This is a genomic window from Methylocystis silviterrae (genome assembly GCF_013350005.1).
Classification (GTDB): domain Bacteria; phylum Pseudomonadota; class Alphaproteobacteria; order Rhizobiales; family Beijerinckiaceae; genus Methylocystis; species Methylocystis silviterrae.
The window spans coordinates 83,372-102,189 of the sequence record NZ_JABVWW010000005.1; the positions used below are offsets into that span (position 1 = coordinate 83,372).

The window sequence follows — 18,818 nt, forward strand, 5'->3', positions numbered from 1 at the left end:
GTTCCTGTTGCGTTGAGGTGACTGAGGGGACCGGCGACGCCAATCGCCGGTTTGCTATTTCTTCTTCCCGAAGGGGTTCAATCCGCTGAGCAAGCCGCCGCCGAGCCCAGGCAGGCTTGGCTTGGCGAGAAGATCGGGGGGCGGCGCCGCCGGAATGCCGCCAGGCGGCGCTTTTGGCTGCGGCACGCCGAGCTTTTCCTGCAGCTTCTGCAGCTCTTCCTGGGTGGGCGTCGGCATGCCGGGGCCAAGCCCCATCATTTGCGCCGCCTTGCCCATCATGCCGCCGCCGCGCTTGCCGGCGCCAAAGGACTTCATCAGATCGGCCATCTGCCGATGCTGCTTGAGGAGCTTGTTGACCTCCTCGACCTTGACGCCCGAACCTGCGGCGATGCGTTTCTTGCGCGAGGCCTTCATCAGATCGGGATTGCGCCGCTCCTTGGGCGTCATCGATAGAATGATGGCGCGCTGGCGCCTGACCATCTTGTCGTCGAAGCCGGACGCGGCGATCTGATCCTTCATCTTGGCGACGCCTGGCAGGAGGCCCATGATGCCGCCTAATCCGCCGATCTTTTCCACCTGGGCGAGCTGATCGCAGAGGTCCTGCAGATCGAACTTGCCCTTGGCCATCCGCTCGGCGGCCTTGCGGGCCTGTTCGGCGTCGATCGCCTGGGCGGCCCTTTCGACCAGCGCGACAATGTCGCCCATGCCGAGAATGCGGTTGGCGATGCGCGTCGGCGAGAATTCGTCGAGCGCGTCCATCTTTTCGCCGACGCCGATGAGCTTGATCGGCTTGCCGGTGACATAGCGCATGGAGAGCGCCGCGCCGCCGCGGCCATCTCCGTCCATACGCGTCAATACAATGCCCGTCAGCCCGACCCGTTCATCGAAATTCTGGGCGAGATTGACGGCGTCCTGGCCAGTCAGGGCGTCGGCGACGAGCAGGATTTCATGCGGCTTGGAGGAGGTCTTGATCTCCGCCATCTCGGCCATCAGGGGCTCGTCGATATGCGTGCGGCCGGCGGTGTCGAGCAGCACCACGTCGTAGCCTTGCAGCCGCGCCGCCTCCATCGCGCGTTTGGCGATCTGCACCGGCGTCTGGCCGGGCACGATCGGCAGCGTGTCGACTTCGACCTGCCGGCCGAGCACGGCGAGCTGTTCCTGGGCCGCCGGACGCTTGACGTCGAGCGAGGCCATCAGCGTGCGCTTGCCGTGGCGCTCTTTGAGCCGTTTGGCGATCTTGGCGGTGGTCGTCGTCTTGCCGGCGCCCTGCAGGCCGACCATCATGATGGCGAGCGGCGGCGCGGCGACGAGATCGATCGGCTCCGCGTCCTGGCCGAGCGTCTCGATCAGCACGTCATTGACGATCTTGACGACCATCTGGCCGGGCGTCACCGATTTGATGACGCCGGCGCCGATCGCACGGTCGCGGACCTTGTCGGTGAAGGAGCGCACGACGTCGAGCGCGACGTCGGCCTCGAGCAGCGCGCGGCGGATTTCGCGCAGCGCCTCGTTGACGTCGGCCTCGGACAGCGCGCCGCGCCGTGTGAGCTTGTCGAAAATGCCGGAGAGCTTATCGGAAAGGCTCTCGAACATGCTGTTCTCCCGCGAGCGCGAAGGCTCCAAAGCAAAACGCGCCCGGGGGCGCATCGCGCTGCCGGGCGTTGGCCTACCGCCTCTCGGGCGGCTCGGCGGATCCTAGGTTTCTCTTTCGAGATGTGCGCCGATGTTTAGGCGGCGCGCGCGCGGGAGTCAACGTCGAGCGCATTTGCGACTAACATGACGCTCTTTGAGATATTTTAGGCTGGAGGCCATGATCCTGGACGCTTTTCTCGAATCGCTTTCGGCATCCGAGCCGCGGGCTTTATCGCCTCCCCTGCGGGCGCTTTGGTTCGACGCCAAGGGCGACTGGAATGCGGCGCATAAATGCGTCGACGACAAATCCGACCCCGACAGTATGTGGGTCCACGCTTTTCTCCATCGTAAGGAAGGCGATCTCTCGAACGCCTTCTATTGGTACCGCCGCGCCGGGCGAGAGCCGCACAAAGGCCCGCTCGAAGACGAATGGCGCGAAATCGCCGAAGCGCTGCTGTCGCAAGCGGCGCCATGACGGAGCTGTCCGCGCAAGAATTGCTGCGCAGCAATTTTGGCTTTTCGGACTTCCTGCCGGGTCAGGCGGAGGTCGTCGAGGCCGTGCTCACTGGGCGCGACGTCATCGCCATCATGCCGACGGGCTCCGGCAAATCGCTCCTCTATCAGCTGCCGGCCGCCGCTCCGGGGGGCGGACTCGTTCTCGTCTGCTCGCCGCTGATCGCGCTGATGCGCGACCAGCTTCGAACCCTCGCCGACTCTGGGGTCGGGGCCGTCGCGCTCCACTCCATGCAGGAGGATGACGACGCGGCGGCCGCGATCGACGCCGTCGCGTCAGGCCGGGCAAAGCTGCTTTACGCCGCCCCCGAACGTCTTGCCCAGGACGGAATGCAGAATTTATTGCGCAGCATTCGCATAAAACTCTTCGCGGTCGATGAGGCGCATTGCGTCTCGCATTGGGGCCATGAGTTTCGCCCCGACTATCGCGCGCTCGGCGAGATTGCGCGAAAGCTCGGCGCCCCGCCGGTGCTCGCCGTCACGGCGACGGCCGGCCCGCGGACCCGCGACGACATCGCACGCACCCTGTTTGCGCGGCCCCCGCAGATCTTCCAGCGCTCCTTCGCGCGGCCCAATCTTGCGCTTGATTTCGCGCGGAGGCGCGCCGGCCCGCGGCAGATCGTCGAATTCGCGCGCAAAGGCCGCGGCGCCGGGAAGGAAAGCGGCATCATTTATTGCAACTCGCGCAACAAGACCGACGCGCTCGCCCGCGAGCTCTCGCGGCTCGGCTTCGATGCGCTTCCCTATCACGCGGGGCTCGACGCCCACACGCGCTCGGAGAGCCAGGACGCTTTCTTTACCCGCAAGGGCGCGGTGATGGTGGCGACCATCGCCTTCGGCATGGGCGTCGACAAGCCAGACGTGCGCTTCATCATTCACGCCGATCTGCCGACCTCGGTCGAGGGCTATTATCAGGAGATCGGCCGCGCCGGCCGCGATGGCGCGCCGGCCCGCGCGCTGACGCTGTTCTCGCCCGCGGAGCTGGCGCTGCGCTGGCGCATTCCGGGTGCGGCGCAAGAAGACGACGCGGCCGCCGGCGACTACGCGAGGCGGCAGGCGATGGCGCGGCTCGCGGCGGCGCCGGGCTGCCGCTTTCAGCGCCTTCTCGCGGAATTCGGCGAAGAGAGCGGGCCCTGCGGGAGATGCGACCATTGCCGCGGCGGACCGCTGGCGTGGCCCCGGCGCCTCTCATCATTCGCCCTCGGCTGGCGCGCGGCGCTCGCCAGCGGCTTCGCCGCGCGCGCCGACATTTCGGAAGGCGAGGCTGATCTCCCTGAACTTGCGCCAGCGCCGATCGACGCGCCGAGGCGGCAGGAGGAGCCGCCGCTGACGGTGGCCGAGGCGCGCCTGCTGCGGGCGCTCGAGGCCGAGCGGCTCGCCATCGCAAAACGGCGCCGGCTGGCGCCGCGAATTGTGGCGTCCGAACAGGCGCTGCGCGCCCTCGCGCGCGAAAGGCCGCAAAGCGCCGACGACCCGCTGCTGCGGGGGCTCGAAGAGCCGGCGGCGCTGCTGCGGGTGATCCGCGAAGCCCTCTAAAGCCGGCGTGAGGGTTTCGTTCGGCGCCGCAACACTGTAGTTAGGGCTCCCCGTGCTGTTCCCTCGAGGCCATGTCCGCTAACCCGCCGCCAAACGCCGCCGAACTGCGACAGGTCATGTTCGGGCTCGGCCTCGCGATGCTGCTCTCGGCCCTCGACCAGACGATTGTGGTCACGGCCATGCCGACCATCGCGGCGGACCTCGGGGACCCGCAAGATCTGCCCTGGATCGTGACCGCCTATCTCATCGCGGCGACGGTGGTGACGCCGCTCTATGGCAAATTCGCCGATGTCTACGGACGGCGGCGGGTCATTTTGATCGGGGTGATCACTTTCGTGATCGGATCGGTGGCTTGCGCCTTGGCCCCAAGCATGGCGGCGCTCGCCGGCGCGAGAGTCGTTCAGGGACTTGGCGGCGGCGGCCTGATCTCGCTCGCGCAGACGATCGTCGCCGATCTCGTCTCGCCGCGCGAGCGTGGCCGATATCAGTCCTATTTCGCTGCGGTGTTCATCACCTCCAGCATCGCCGGTCCGGCGCTCGGCGGCGTTTTCGCGCAATATTGGCATTGGTCGCTGATCTTCTGGATCAATCTGCCGCTGGGCCTCGCCGCGCTCCTGATCGTCAATTCGAGGTTGAAGCGGGTGCCGGAGCGGCGCCATCCGCATCGCGTCGACTATCTGGGCGCGATTTTGCTGATCGCCGGCTCGGGCCTTCTCGTGCTGGCGCTCGGCTGGGGCGGCGTGCGCTATCCGTGGCGGTCGGCGCCGATCGTCGGGATCCTTGCCGCCTCCGCTCTCGCCTGGGCGCTTTTCGCCTGGCGCACGGCGCGCGCCGAGGAGCCGCTCATTCCGCTGCGTATTCTCGGACTTCGAATCGTGCGCGACGCCATCCTGTCGAGCTCCTTTGGGCTCGGCGGCTTCGTCGGACTTTCGGTCGTGATGCCCATCTATTACGAAATCTGCGGCGGGATGAATGCGAGCGAATCGGGGCTGACGCTTATTCCCCTCATGGTCGGCACCGTCGCCGGCGCCACGGTGTCCGGACGATTGATGGGGCGTTTGACGCATTATAAGACGGCTCCGCTCCTCGGGCTCGGCGCCGGCGCTCTCGCCGCGCTGGGCGCAGCCGCGATGATGGGCTCGGGCCGCTCGCTGCTTTGGCTCAACGCCCTGCTCACCGTTACGACCTTCGGGATCGGCGCGATGCTGCCTGTCGCCACCGTTTCGGTGCAGAACGCGGTCGATTCACGCGATTTGGGGACGGCGACGGCCTCGATGCAATTTTTTCGGCAGCTCGCGGCCGGGGCGGCCGTCGCGCTTTTCGCCGCCCTGGCGATTGGCGGCGGCCGCGCGCAATTGCTTGAGGAGATGAAGACGGACGTCGACGGCGCCGCTTTGTTTTCGAGCTTTCGTCTCGTTTTTCTGGCGCTTGCCGTTTGCGTGGGCCTGTCCCTGCTTTTCCTCGCGCGTATGGAGGAGCGGCCGCTGCGCGGCGAGCGACGCAGCTGACGGGTCGATTTTGCTCGCGTCTTTTCTATTTGCCCCCATGGCATGGAATTTTCTAGAAAGATTCCGCCTTCCCGCGCCGCAAGGACCCTTCCATGGCTTCTCTCAATAGTTTCAACGCCTGCCAGACGCTCGTCGTCGGGAATCGGTCCTATCAATATTTCTCTCTGAGGGCGGCGGAGCAAAACGGGCTTCGAGACGTCTCTCGCCTGCCCTATTCGCTCAAGGTCGTTCTCGAAAATTTGCTGCGCAACGAGGACGGCCGTTCGGTCACCAGGGAGTCGATCGAAACCTTCGCGAAATGGCTCGAGGAGAAAGGCAAGACGGAACGCGAAATCGCCTTTCGGCCGGCGCGCGTGCTGATGCAGGACTTTACCGGCGTGCCGGCGGTCGTCGATCTTGCGGCGATGCGCGACGCCGTCGTCGCGCTCGGCGGGACCGCGCAGAAGATCAACCCGCTCGTGCCCGTCGATCTCGTCATCGACCACTCGGTGATCGTCGACAGTTTCGGTACGCCGCAGGCCTTCGCCCGCAACGTCGAACTCGAATATGCGCGCAATGGCGAGCGCTACCGATTTTTGAAATGGGGCCAGTCGGCGTTCGACAATTTCCGCGTCGTGCCTTCGGGCACCGGCATCTGCCATCAGGTGAATCTGGAATATCTCGGGCAGACCGTCTGGACGCGCACCGAGCGCATCGACGGCAAGACGGTCGAACTCGCCTATCCCGACACGCTGGTCGGCACCGATTCGCACACGACCATGATCAACGGCCTCGCCGTTCTCGGCTGGGGCGTCGGCGGCATTGAGGCCGAGGCCGCCATGCTCGGCCAACCTTTGTCGATGCTCGCGCCGGAAGTGATCGGCTTCAAGCTCACCGGCGCGCCGAAGGAAGGCGTGACGGCGACGGACGTCGTCCTGACCGTCACGCAAATACTGCGCAAAAAAGGCGTGGTCGGAAAATTCGTGGAGTTCTTTGGCGAAGGGCTTGATCATCTCAGCCTCGCCGATCGCGCGACCATCGCCAATATGGCGCCCGAATATGGCGCGACCTGCGGCTTCTTCCCCATCGATCAGGAGACGCTTTCCTATCTGCGCATGTCCGGGCGCGCCGACGACCGCATCGCGCTGATCGAAGCCTATGCCAGGGCGCAAGGGATGCTGCGCGAGTCCGGCGCGCCCGATCCCGAATTCACCGATACGCTGAGCCTCGATCTTGCGGAGGTGACGCCGTCGCTCGCCGGCCCAAAGCGTCCCGAGAGCCGGGCGGCTCTTTCCGACGTCGGCTCGGCGTTTCTCGGCGCGCTCGCGAGCGAATATAAGAAGGAAGACGGACTCGGGCAGCGCTATGGCGTCGAAGGCGAAAATTTCGATCTCGGCCATGGCGACGTCGTCATCGCCGCCATCACCTCCTGCACCAATACGTCCAACCCCAGCGTGCTCATCGGCGCGGGATTGCTGGCGCGCAACGCCGCCGCGCGCGGACTGAAGGCGAAACCCTGGGTGAAGACCTCGCTCGCCCCGGGCAGTCAGGTCGTCGCGCAATATCTCGCGAAGTCAGGATTGCAGAAATATCTCGACGACCTCGGCTTCAATCTTGTGGGATTTGGCTGCACGACCTGCATCGGCAACTCCGGACCGCTGCCGCCGGCGATCTCGAAAACCATCAATGAGCATGACCTCGTCGCGGCGTCGGTGCTGTCGGGAAATCGCAATTTCGAAGGGCGGGTCAATCCCGACGTGCAGGCGAACTACCTCGCCTCGCCGCCGCTCGTCGTCGCCTATGCGCTCGCGGGCACGATGGCGATCGATCTGACGAAAGAGCCTCTCGGACACGACAGCGCCGGGGCGCCGGTTTATCTGCGCGACATCTGGCCGCCGAATGCGGAAATCGCGACCTTCGTTCGCGATCAGGTGACGCGCAATCTGTTTCGCGAGACCTACGCCAACGTCTTTTCGGGCGACGCGCATTGGCGCGCCGTCGAAGCGCCAAGCAGCGAGACTTACGCGTGGGACGGTCAGTCCACCTATGTGCGCGACCCGCCCTATTTCGTCGGTCTGCAGCGCGAGCCCAAGCCTGTGGAAGATATCGTCGGCGCACGCGTCCTCGCGCTTTTTGGCGACAAGATCACCACCGATCACATCTCGCCCGCCGGCTCGATCAAGGCGGCTTCGCCCGCCGGCAAATGGCTGATGGAGCATGGCGTCGCGCCGGCCGATTTCAATCAATACGGCACGCGTCGCGGCAATCATGAAGTGATGATGCGCGGGACCTTCGCCAATATCCGCATCAAGAATCACATCATGCGGGATGCGAAAGGCCTCACGCCGGAAGGCGGATTGACCAAGCATTATCCGGGCGGCGACATCATGTCGATCTATGACGCCGCCATGCGCTACCGGGACGAGGGCGCGCCGCTGGTCGTCTTGGCCGGCGCCGAATATGGCAACGGCTCGTCACGCGACTGGGCGGCCAAGGGCGCGGCGCTTCTCGGCGTGCGCGCCGTGATCGCCAAGAGTTTCGAGCGCATCCACCGCTCCAATCTCGTCGGCATGGGCGTCGTGCCGCTCACTTTTGCGGAGGGGACCGGTTGGGACACGCTCGGACTCAAAGGCGATGAGACCTTAACCATCCATGGCTTGCGCGAGGGACTTGCGCCACGCAAAACTCTGGTCGCTTCGATCTCGTTCTCGGATGGGTCCACCAAGACTGTGCCGTTGCTTGCGCGCATCGATACGCTCGACGAGTTGGAATATTTCAAGAATGGCGGCATCCTTCCTTACGTGTTGCGACAACTCGTCCCTTAGATCTCGCCAAAAAACCATTGACTCAAAGTGAGTCCTCCGACAGCGTTGCCCGCGCTTTGCGTTGAATTCGAGCCGTTGCGGATCTCAATGTCTTCAACGCAGCGCTCTACAAAAACAAAAAACTCACGACGCGAAGAAGAGGAAATCAACATATGAATAAATACGCCCTTACGGCCGTCGCCGCCCTGTTCCTGGCGACGACCGCGCCGTCGTTCGCCTTCGACGCCGGCGTCGGTCTGCGCGCTCCGAATCAGGCGACGCGCATCAGCTGCGACACGCACGCCGAGGACGATCAGGCCGTTTGCGCCAGCAAGTGCGAGGACGCCTATCTCAAGGACCAGCAAGGCTGGACGGCGGACATGAGCAAGATCAAGTCCGCCAAGAAAGCGTGCGACGACAAGTGCGGGTGCCCCGAGAACTCGAAGGGCCTTTAAGACTCGCATCAGTCTGAGCCCGGCACCTAAGGGCGCGCGCGTGATCGCGCGCCCTTTTTCGCGTTGCGCCGATGAAACGTAAGTCGGCCGTCAAGCCGCGTCTTCGTGTTCGTCAAGAACGTGGAAACAATAAGCTTTTCGTGAACCGCGCCGCCCGACGACGAAGCGGCTCAAGACGTCGCGCCCGTGACTCGCAATTGACATGGGCGGCCACATACGACATCGTCCGGCCGCTTATTGCGTTATGTGACGCCGTTGCTGTTCCATGGCGGGAGGGGTCGAGCGCAAGCGCAGTCTAGACGCCCAACGGGCAAGTGAAGGAAACCACCAAATGAACAAATACGCCATTATGACGGCGGCTCTCCTTGTCGCCGGCATGATCAGCCCGGCATTCGCGGATTGCGACGTCCACAAAGCGGACGAAGACAAGCAGGCTAAATGCGCTGAGAAATGCGACGACGAGTACCTCGCCCGCAAGATGAACTATGCCGCCAACCAGGATGAAGTCCGCGCCAATAAGAAGGCCTGTGATGCCGCCTGCGGCTGCCCGCAGAACACGAAGGATAAATAAGCCGAGCCTCGCGAGTGAGGTCGGTTGAGACGGGGCGCGCATTCAATGCGCGCCCGTTTTTTTGGTCAGTCCGCCGTATAGACGTTGCCGTCTGGGCCTTTCCAGCCGCTGCCCGCTTCATAAAAGCGATATTCCTCGTCGAACAGAACCGTCGACCCAGGCGCGATATATTGCTTGCCCGGCGGATCGGAACTGCGCGGCGCAGTCACAAAATGACTGCTCGGCGAACAGCCTTCGGGAAATTTTCCAGCCTCGGGCTTGCATTCGAGATTGGCGCCTTCCGGGAACTCGACCCGCGCATTGAAGAAGATCTCGTAGCCCTTTTCACCGGTGGCGTGCATCTCGAGACGCTCGGCCATCGTCTGTTTGAATTCGACGATCTTGAACGGCTTGTCGACGCGCTGCTTCAGCAAGTTCTCGAAAATCTGCCGCGCATGCGCTTCAGTCGGATTGCAGCCGAACATGCAAAAAGCATTTGCCGGGATCGCCGAAAGCAACGCCAGCAGCATCGCAACGGCGAATGTGATGAAAGCGCCTCGCATGATGTCCTCTCCCTCAGCCCTTATGATTTCGCGCCCGGCGGCGCGTCTTTTTTAAACTATAGCATCTTATCGCAGCATCGCGGCGCGTCTCAAATCTTAGAGCGCTTTCGATCGCATGGAATCATGTGATCGATGCGACTTTTTGGGAACCTGCACTAGCGGTCGGGCGTGGTCGGGTCGCCCCAGAGATCCTTCACCTGCTCGAAGTGGATCGCCGGATCATAGCCGCCGGGCGTAAGATCGAGCCAGCCTGAAGAAAGCCGCCCGAGCGAAGAGAGCACGGCATAGGAGGCGACGACGCGGTCGCGCTGAGCGAAGACGAGCGCGATGCGGGCGTAGAGCAGCTCTTGCTGCGCGATAAGAATTTCGAGCGTCGTCCGCTGACCGGCCTTGGCTTCTTCTCTTATGCCGTAAAGCGCGCGCTCGGCCGCGGCGATTTGCGTTTGCGCTGCTGAAATCTGAGTTTTCGCGGCCTGCAGCGCGCCCCAATAGGCGCGCACCAGCGAGAGAACCTCGGCGCGCGCAACATCGGCGTCGAACCGTCGCTGCCCGGCGGTTTCTTTCGCCTGCCGCACGCGGGAGGACGTCAGGCCGCCCTCGTAAATCGGCACGTTGAGATGTCCGAGGACTTTTGCGCCGACGTTGCGGTTGCCGATGCCGGAAATATCGGTCTGCGTGAATACGTCGCCGACGATTGATAGTTTGGGCATGAAGTCGGCTTCGAGCGCCTTGATGTCGAGATCCGCGACGTCGGCCTCGTGAAGGGCCGCGAGGATGAACGGATGTTCGTTTTGCGCGATGCGTTCCGCTTCGTCGCGCGACTTCGGCAGCAGTCGGTCGATCGGCGCGCCCGGCGCGAGCTTCGTCGGCTCGACGCCGACCGTCTTGCGATAGACGCCGATGCTGGCGTCAAGCGTGGCGCGCGCGGCGCCGGCGAGAGACTTGCCGCCCGCGAGCCGCGCCTCGACCTGCGCGACATCCGTCAAGGTGATCTGTCCGTACTGATAGCGCTCCCGCGTCTGGCGCAATTGCTCCTTCAGGACCGCGACATTGCTTTCCTGAAGTTTGAGCGCCGCCGTGTCGCGCAAGACGTTCATATAGGCGGTGACGGCGTCGAATAATACGCGCTGTTGGGTCAGACGCAGCCGCTCGCGTCCGGCGAAGACCCCCGATTCCGCCGCGCGCGTTTGGTTTTGTGTCTTGAACCCGTCGAATATCGGCTGTTCGAATGTCAGATGGGCGGAGCGGGGAATGCTGTCGCCGTTTTGAATGTTCTTCGTGATGGAGGTGTTGGTCGGGTCGTTGATATCAACGTCGCGCTGCTTCGTGACGAGGCGATTATGCTGCACGCCGAGATAGGCGTCGCCGCTCACGCGGGGCCTCATGCCGGCCTCCGCCTGCGGCACTCTTTCGTCGATGGCGCGCAGTTCGGCTCTGCCGGCGTTGAGCTGCGGATTGGCGTTATAGGCGCGGAGCATTGCGCCCATTAGTGTTTCTGCATGCGTCGCGCCGCCGCTCAGAAAGAAGCAGATCAGGACCGAGGCGACGCCGCGCATGCTCACCGGTCAACCTCCGCTTTGCTGCACGGTCGTTGACTCTGGCGAACGACAGAAGAACGCGTAGAGGGCAGGCAGGACCACAAGAGTCAGCGCCGTGGCGCTGATCAGGCCGCCGATGACGACCGTCGCGATCGGCTTTTGCACTTCGGCGCCGGTGCCAGTCGCGAGCGCCATCGGCAGGAAGCCGAGCGACGCGACGAGGGCCGTCATCACGACTGGACGCAATCGCGTCATCGCGCCTTTGAAGATCGCCTGGCGTTCGGGCATGCCGCCCGCGATCAACTGCGAAATATAGGTGCGCATGACGAGGCCGTTGAGCACAGCGACGCCCGAGAGCGCGATGAAGCCGACGGCGGCCGAGACGGACATGGGCATGCCGCGCAGCCATAGCGCAGCGACGCCGCCCGATAGCGCCAGCGGCACCGCGGTGAACACTAGCAGCGCGTCGCGCGTCGCGCCGAGCGCCGAGTAGAGCAGCAGAAAGATCAAGAAAAAGCAGGCCGGCACGACGATCATCAACCGCGCCCGGGCCGCCGCGAGATTCTCGAATTGCCCGCCCCATGCAATCCAGTAGCCGGGCGGTAGCGTCACCTTTTTCTCGATCTTCGCGCGCGCCTCTTCGACCACCGACGCAATGTCGCGCCCGCGCACATTGGCGCTGACCACGATGCGGCGATGGCCGTTTTCCCGCGAAATTTGGTTCTGGCCGTCCAGGATGGAGAATTTCGCCACCTGCTTCAGCAGCACGACTGGCGTGTTGCCCGCCGCCGAGGGAAGCGCGACCGGAATCGACTCCAAAGCCTGCGCGTCCTCGCGCAAATTGTCCCGCAGACGAACGACGATGGGGAAGCGCCGGTCGCCCTCGAACACCACTCCAGCCCTTTGTCCGCCGATCGCGGCGCCGATCACGTCCTGCACCGCGGCGACGCTCAGGCCAAGGCGCGCGATCGCGCCCTTATCGACGGCGATGTCGAGGATCGGGAGGCCAACCACCTGTTCGACCTTTACATCGCTCGCGCCTTTGACCGTATTGAGAACGCCGGCGATCTGATTGGCCGCCTTCAAAAGAACGTCGAAATTTTCGCCGAACACTTTGACGGCGATGTCGCCGCGCACGCCGGCGAGCAGTTCATTGAAGCGCAGTTGAATGGGCTGCGAGAACTCATAGGCGTTGCCCGGCAGTTTCGCGAGCCGCGCCTCCATCTTTTCGATCAGCGCCGCCTTGTCGAGGCCTGGGTCAGGCCATTTGTCGCGCGGCTTCAGCATAATAAAAGTATCGGTCAGGTTCGGCGGCATCGGATCGGTTGCGATTTCGGCCGTGCCGGTTTTGGAGAAGACGTAGTCGACCTCTGGAAAGCTGCGCAGCGTGCGTTCGATGTCGAATTGCATCGCCTGCGCTTGCGTCAGCGACGCGCTCGGGATGCGATTCGCCTGCATGGCGAGGTTCTTTTCGTCGAGCGTCGGAACGAACTCCTCGCCCAACGTCATATAGAGACCCGCCGCGAGAACGAAGGCGCCCGCGCCGAGCGCGATCGGCTTCAAAGGCGCGGCCATCGCCGATTTCAACATCGGCTCATAGGCGCGCTTGAGCCCTTCGACGACGATGTTTTCGGATTCGCGCACGCGGCCAGAAAGCGCGATGGCGATCATCGCAGGAAAGAATGTTAGCGACAGAACGAATTCCGAAGCGAGCGCCATGATGACGGTCATCGCCATCGGATGGAACATCTTCCCTTCCACTCCGGAAAAGGTCAGAATCGGCACATAGACGAGAATGATGATCGCCTGGCCGTAGACCGTCGGCCGCCGCATCTCGACCGCCGAGTCGATGACGGTCGTCAGCCGTTCCTCCAGTGTGAGCGTGCGTCCCAGGGCGTTCTGACGCTGCGTCAGGCGACGCAAGCAATTCTCGGTGACGATGATCGCGCCATCGGCGATCAATCCGAAATCGAGCGCGCCGAGACTCATCAGATTGGCGCTGATCTTTCCGACATGCATGCCGACGCCCAGCAGCAGCATCGTCAGCGGTATGACCATCGCCGTCACGAGCGCCGCGCGGAAATTGCCGAGCATGACGAAGAGCACGAGGATGACGAGCGCCGCGCCCTCGACGAGATTCATGGCGACGGTCGTGATCGTGGCGTTGACGAGCAAGGTGCGGTTCAAGATCGTGCGCACTTCAACGCCGGGCGGCAGCAGCCGGCGAATCTCGTCCATCTTCGCATTGACGGCGCTCGAGACTTCGCGACTGTTGGCGCCGATCAGCATCAGCGCCGTGCCGATCACCACCTCTTCGCCATTCATGCTGGCGCTGCCCATGCGCAGCTCGCGTCCGACGCCGACCTCCGCGATGTCTTCGAGTCGCACCGGCGTGCCGCCGCGCGTCGACACGACGACTTTGGCGATGTCATCCATCGACTCAAGCCGTCCCGGGCTGCGCACGACGAGACCCTCGCCGTTGCGTTCGACATAGCCCGCGCCCCGGCTGATATTGTTGCGTTCGATAATGCCGGCGAGATCGGCGAAAGACAGTCCGAGAGCGTAGATCTTCGCCGGGTCCGGCTGAACGTGATATTCCTTAATGTAGCCGCCAAGCGAGTCGACGCCGGCGACTCCGGGCACGGTGCGCAGCTGCGGCTTGATGATCCAATCCTGCACGGTTCGCAGATATGCGGTCCGTTCGAGCAAATTGCGCAGCCTCTGCCCTTCCGGCGTGAGATAATCGCCGTTGCGCTGCCAGCCAGGCTTCCCATCAGGCGCCGGCTTCTCGCTGCCGCGCGGCGCGTAGTCGACCGACCACATGTAGATTTCGGAAAGGCCCGTGGCGACCGGGCCCATATGCGATTCGACGCCAGGCGGAAAAATCTCCTTGGCGAGCGTCAGGCGTTCGCCGACCTGCTGGCGCGCGAAATAGATGTCGACGCCATCGGCGAAGACGGCGGTGACCTGCGCGAAGCCATTGCGTGAAAGCGAGCGGGTATATTCGAGCCCCGGAATTCCCGCGATGGCGTTCTCGATTGGATAGGTGACCTGTTTCTCGATCTCGAAGGCCGAAAGCGCCGGCGCGAAAGCGTTGATCTGCACCTGATTGTTCGTGATGTCCGGCACCGCGTCGATCGGCAATCGCATCAGCGACCAGACGCCAAGCGGGACGACGAGCGCCGTCAACAACACGATGAGCCAACGGCTTCGGACCGAGAAGGCGATGAGATTCTTGATCATCGGCGGCCGCTAGCGTTCAAGGCGACAGTTTGGGGGCGGAGTCGAAGCGTCGTCCATGACGTCGAGGAAGGAAAGCCGCCGGCGCGCATCATTCCTCCGGAATGCTCTGCTTGCCGAGCTCCGCCTTCAGCAAAAAGACATTGGAGACGGCGATCTGCTCTCCCTGCTGCAATCCGGAGATGACTTCAATCGAGTTATCGTCTCCCCGTCCAAGTTCGACGTCGCGCTTGGTGAAGCCCTCTGGCGTGCGAACGAAGACGTTGGGCTTGCCGTCGATGACCATCACCGCCGAGCGTGGAATTTTGAGTTTCACTCGCGCCTCTTTGAGGGAAATTTCCGCCTCCAAGAGGCTGCCCGGACGCAGCGAGAAATCCGGATTGGCGAAGCGCGCAAGAATCTGGCCCGACCGCGTCTCCCGGGTGATCATCGCATTGACGTAGGTGATCTTGCCCACGAAGGCGCGTCCTTCGGCGTTCGAAATCCGGACTTCCTGGCCCTCGCGCAACAGGGCGAGATCGGCGGCGGGCACGGCGAGCTCGGCCTCGACAACGGAGAGATCGGAGATGACGTAGAGCTCCTTGGCCTGACCCTCGCCGCCGACCGGCTGTCCGACACTGACCAGACGCTCGATGACGCGCCCGGAGATCGGCGCGCGGATCTCCTTGCGGCGAAGATCGGCGATCGGCTGAGAGGGCAGGGCGGCGATTTCCTGCTCGCTCATGTCCAGCGCGGCGAGTTTCTGCCGCGCAAGATCGAGCTTCACTTTGGCTTCCATGAAGACCGCTTTGGCTTTCAGGAACAGCTGCTCTGCGGTGATCTTCTTCTCGAACAGTCCTTTTTCGCGTTGAAAGAGCACATTCTGCAGATCGAAATTCGCCGATGCGGCGAGATACTCGCTTTTCGCTTCGGCCACTTCGCGGGAGTCGATAATCGCGATGGTTTCGCCGCGCGCGACCTGGTCTCCAAGGCGCTTGCGCATCTCTTCGACGACGCCTGCGACCTTGGCGGCGACGCGCGCGATTTTGTCCGGATCGGGTTTGATGGCGGCAGGCGCCGTGATCCGGCGCGTAACGACGCCAGGGCCGACCGTCGCCGTCGCGATCTTGGAGGCTTCGATCTGAGCGGCGGAAAGCCGGACTTCGCCGTCGGCGGGCCCGGGCTGGATCGCCTCGCTTTGGCGGTCAGGCGCGATGCGGCTGCGCAGGGCGCTAAAGAGCGACGGCAGCGCGGCGCCAAGCGCCAGGCTCGCGAGAACGGCAAGAACCAGAACGGACCTATAACGGGTCATGATCGCGAAGTCAGCTCCGTCACGAGCGGTCTGAAGGGCGTAGCATTGGCGCGCCGCTCGAGCCATTGGCCGCCACGGCGCAAGTGGGGGATATCGCGCGTCCGGCGTTGATTCATTTTTCTTTAAAGGAGTTGGCTGGCCCGGTCCATGCGGCGGCTCGCGGCTCTTTCGTCCATGCCGCAGTTTTTAAAAAGAAAAGCCCGGCCACGACCACATTTATGAATCGCCGCGCTCTTTGCGCAGTCGATCCCAATAGTCGATGCGTTTGGCGATCTCGCGCTCGAATCCGCGCTCGACCGGTCTGTAGAACTTCTGCCGCGAGAGCGAATCAGGCCAGTAGTTCTGGCCCGAAAAGGCCTCGGGCGAATCATGATCATATTCGTAGTTCGCGCCATAGCCCTCTTCGCGCATCATTTTCGTCGGCGCGTTGAGGATGACCTTCGGCGGCATCAGCGAGCCCTTCTCCTCCGCGACGCGCTGCGCGCGCTTGAAGGCGACATAGGCGGCGTTGGATTTGGGCGCGGTCGCCACATAGATCACCGCCTGCGCCAGCGCGAGTTCGCCCTCGGGGCTGCCGAGGAAATCATAGGCGTCCTTGGCGGCGTTGGCGACGACGAGCGCCTGCGGATCGGCCAGACCGATGTCTTCAACCGCCATGCGCACGATGCGGCGCGCGAGAAACAGCGGATCTTCTCCGGCGGCGAGCATGCGCGCGAGGTAGTAGAGCGCGGCGTCGGGGTCCGAACCGCGGACGCATTTGTGCAATGCGCTGATGAGATTGTAGTGGCCTTCCTGCGCCTTGTCGTAGATCGGCGCGCGACGCTGCACGATGTCGACGAGTCCCGTCCGATCGAAGATCTCGCCGGGCTTCGCGGCGCGCCAGATTTCCTCGGCGAGCGTCAAGGCCGCGCGGCCGTCGCCGTCGGCCATGCCGACAAGCGCGGCGCGCGCGTCGGGTTCGAGCGGCAGCGGCTTGGCTTCGGCGTTTTCGGCGCGTTTGAGCAGCTGTTCGATCGCCGCTTCGTCGAGCGCCTTGAAGGTCATCACGCGCGCGCGTGAGAGCAGCGCGGCGTTGAGTTCGAAGGATGGGTTTTCGGTCGTTGCGCCGATGAGCGTGATCGTGCCGTCCTCCATCACCGGCAGGAAGGAATCCTGCTGCGCGCGATTGAAGCGGTGAATCTCGTCGACGAAGAGCAGGGTCCCCTGGCCGGCGGCGCGCCTGGCGCGCGCCGCCTCGAAGGTCTTCTTCAAATCGGCGACGCCGGAAAAGATCGCCGAAATCTGTACGAAGGCGAGCTTGGTTTCATGCGCGAGAAGCCGCGCGACCGTGGTTTTGCCGGTGCCGGGCGGACCCCAGAAGATGAGCGAGCCGAGCGCGCCGGCGCGGACGAGCCGCGTCAGCGCGCCCTCCGGTCCAAGCAGATGATCCTGTCCCGCCACCTCGTCGAGTCGCGTCGGCCGCAGCCTGTCGGCGAGCGGACGCGGCGCGTCGTTTTCGAGCTTCGCGGCTTGGAACAGATCGGACATGGTTACTGATTAACATAGCGAGGCGGCTCGCTTGCGAGAATCTCTGGAGCCGAAGAAAAGGGAGCGCGCCGCAAACGGGGCGGAACGTGCGCCGTGGATGGCTCGGACGGTCCCGGCCCCCGAGTTTGATGATCAGTCATCACAGCGTCGAAGACTGTCCTGATCGGATTCTCGACGACTGAAGCGGAGCCGTTAACCGCCGATTAACCTTGCCGCAAGTATTACGATTCCGTGAATGAATTCGGGGCGGGGATCTCATTCGTTAAGCTTCGCGTGCAAAGCGTCGATATCAACCAAAAACTGGACCGTCGCACATGCGCAAAATCGCTTTCGTCACCCAGAAGGGCGGCGCCGGCAAGAGCACGCTCGCCAGCAGCGTCGCCGTCGCCGCGCGCCAAGCTGGGGAACGCGTGTTCATCATCGATCTCGACCCGCTGCAAACCCTGGTCAATTGGTCGCGCGCGCGCGGCGCCGCGGACATCGCCGTCGAACACGTGCCGCCGGCGAAGCTGAGCAAGGCGCTTGCCGCGCTCGCCGCAAAGGGCGTGACGCTCGCCATTATTGATGCGCCGGGCCAGGAGGGCGACTATTTTTCGGCGGCCGTGCGCGCGGCGGATCTTTGCGTCATTCCAGCGCGTCCCAACGCCTTCGATCTCTGGGCGTCGGAAATCACGCGCATGCGCGTGAAGGAGAAAGGCAAGGATTACGCCTTTCTGCTCAACCAATGTCCGCCCGCGCAACAGAGCGCGCGCGTCGAACTCGGCGCCAAGGCGCTGCAGGCGATGGGCGGTCTTCTCGCGCCGCTCGTGTCGTCGCGCGTCGATTACCAGGAAGCGGCGCGGCTCGGACGAGGGGTCGGCGAATATAACCCGGACGGCGTCGCGGCGGAGGAGATGCGGGAGCTTTGGGCCTCGATCAAGCGCCGATTGAAAAAACCGGCCAGCGCGGCCAAGACGGCGCCAGCGAAGTCGACGAAGGCGGTCAGGAACGCCGCCTGATCGTCAACTGAGAGAACCGCGCCGTGCAAGAGCAGGGCGCTAACCGATCTCCACGATTCGCGCGCTGTGGTGGATGACCTCCGCCTTGTCGCCCACCGACTTGCCCATCAGCGCCTTTGCGAGCGGAGCGACATAGGGAATAAGCCCCTTCGTCGGATCGGCTTCGTCTTCGCCGACGAGCCGGAAACTGCGGCGCTCGCCATCCTCGAGTTCGACGATGACGCGATGACCGAACCGCACATGCGAATGATCGGCGATCGCCCGAATGACTTCGGCGCTGGCGCGACGCGCCGACCAATAGCGCAGATCGCGTTGCGCCAACGCGAGCGCGTGATTGTCTTCGCTCGCCGTTGCGCGTTCGATTTCCTTCTGCAGGCGCGCAAGCTCGGCTTCAATCTGTTCGAGCCCCTCGGGCGTAACCAGATTGCGATGTGGACTGACCGGCCGGTCAGGCAGGTCCTCGCGCGGATTGTCGTCGTTCTGTTCTTTTGTAAAAGCCGAACTCATGCGTTTTTGACCTTTGGTTCGCCGCGCCGATGCGGCGAGCGTCCTTAAGAAAAATAATCGGCCCAAGCGGGCCGTCGTGGGCATTAGAGCCGAGACGGGCGCGCTTGTCGAGAAATTGACGCCGCAATGCGACGATTCGCGCGCGCTTTCGAAGGCTTAGCTTGGCTGCTCAAAGGC

General features: G+C 63.7%; 14 protein-coding genes. 7 read left to right on the top strand and 7 right to left on the bottom strand.

The features are described 5' to 3' along the window. Window positions 1-54: 54 nt before the first annotated feature. Entirely contained in the window at window positions 55-1,593 is a 1,539-nt protein-coding gene (ffh, locus tag HUN39_RS07400) for a signal recognition particle protein (protein ID WP_175093831.1), read from the bottom strand. A 217-nt stretch (window positions 1,594-1,810) separates the two neighbouring features. Here ffh and HUN39_RS07405 point away from each other — a divergent pair, with 217 nt between their 5' ends. From HUN39_RS07405 to HUN39_RS07430, 6 genes are all read left to right on the top strand, one after another. Then, window positions 1,811-2,107: a hypothetical protein gene (locus HUN39_RS07405; protein WP_175093832.1), complete on the top strand. Its 297-nt coding sequence runs from the start codon at window positions 1,811-1,813 to the stop codon at window positions 2,105-2,107. Beyond that, entirely contained in the window at window positions 2,104-3,681 is a 1,578-nt protein-coding gene (locus HUN39_RS07410; protein ID WP_175093833.1) for a RecQ family ATP-dependent DNA helicase, read from the top strand. Before HUN39_RS07405 ends, HUN39_RS07410 begins: the two co-directional genes overlap by 4 nt. Before the next feature lie 71 nt (window positions 3,682-3,752). Beyond that, the gene (locus tag HUN39_RS07415) at window positions 3,753-5,189 is read left to right on the top strand and encodes an MDR family MFS transporter (RefSeq protein WP_175093834.1); all 1,437 of its coding nucleotides are present in this window, start codon (window positions 3,753-3,755) and stop codon (window positions 5,187-5,189) included. Window positions 5,190-5,281: 92 nt separating this feature from the next. After that, entirely contained in the window at window positions 5,282-7,993 is a 2,712-nt protein-coding gene (acnA, locus tag HUN39_RS07420) for an aconitate hydratase AcnA (RefSeq protein ID WP_175093835.1), read from the top strand. A gap of 152 nt (window positions 7,994-8,145) precedes the next feature. Next, the gene (locus tag HUN39_RS07425; RefSeq protein WP_175093836.1) at window positions 8,146-8,427 is read left to right on the top strand and encodes a hypothetical protein; all 282 of its coding nucleotides are present in this window, start codon (window positions 8,146-8,148) and stop codon (window positions 8,425-8,427) included. A gap of 331 nt (window positions 8,428-8,758) precedes the next feature. Then, a complete protein-coding gene (locus HUN39_RS07430; protein WP_175093837.1) occupies window positions 8,759-8,998 on the top strand; it encodes a hypothetical protein in 240 nt (79 codons plus the stop codon). Between the two features lie 65 nt (window positions 8,999-9,063). Here the strand turns inward: HUN39_RS07430 and HUN39_RS07435 are convergent, their stop codons facing one another. The 5 genes from HUN39_RS07435 to HUN39_RS07455 form a co-directional block, all read right to left on the bottom strand. Further along, window positions 9,064-9,540, bottom strand: coding sequence for a hypothetical protein (locus HUN39_RS07435; protein WP_175093838.1), 477 nt, complete (start codon window positions 9,538-9,540; stop codon window positions 9,064-9,066). A 155-nt stretch (window positions 9,541-9,695) separates the two neighbouring features. Beyond that, window positions 9,696-11,096: a TolC family outer membrane protein gene (locus tag HUN39_RS07440; RefSeq protein ID WP_210266900.1), complete on the bottom strand. Its 1,401-nt coding sequence runs from the start codon at window positions 11,094-11,096 to the stop codon at window positions 9,696-9,698. 9 nt (window positions 11,097-11,105) lie between these two features. After that, on the bottom strand, window positions 11,106-14,321 hold the full coding sequence (locus tag HUN39_RS07445; protein ID WP_175093840.1) for an efflux RND transporter permease subunit: 3,216 nt from the start codon (window positions 14,319-14,321) through the stop codon (window positions 11,106-11,108). 88 nt (window positions 14,322-14,409) lie between these two features. Next, window positions 14,410-15,609 (bottom strand): efflux RND transporter periplasmic adaptor subunit, encoded by a 1,200-nt coding sequence (locus HUN39_RS07450; RefSeq protein ID WP_175093841.1) that lies wholly within the window; start codon window positions 15,607-15,609, stop codon window positions 14,410-14,412. A gap of 216 nt (window positions 15,610-15,825) precedes the next feature. Continuing rightward, entirely contained in the window at window positions 15,826-17,136 is a 1,311-nt protein-coding gene (locus HUN39_RS07455) for a replication-associated recombination protein A (protein ID WP_175093842.1), read from the bottom strand. 314 nt (window positions 17,137-17,450) lie between these two features. On the opposite strand from HUN39_RS07455, the gene HUN39_RS07460 reads away from it, so the two are divergent. Continuing rightward, the gene (locus HUN39_RS07460) at window positions 17,451-18,134 is read left to right on the top strand and encodes an AAA family ATPase (RefSeq protein ID WP_175093843.1); all 684 of its coding nucleotides are present in this window, start codon (window positions 17,451-17,453) and stop codon (window positions 18,132-18,134) included. 39 nt (window positions 18,135-18,173) lie between these two features. On the opposite strand, the gene greA is transcribed toward HUN39_RS07460, so the two are convergent. Next, window positions 18,174-18,641, bottom strand: a complete 468-nt coding sequence (gene greA, locus HUN39_RS07465) for a transcription elongation factor GreA (RefSeq protein ID WP_175093844.1) — start codon at window positions 18,639-18,641, stop codon at window positions 18,174-18,176. Window positions 18,642-18,818 lie beyond the last annotated feature (177 nt).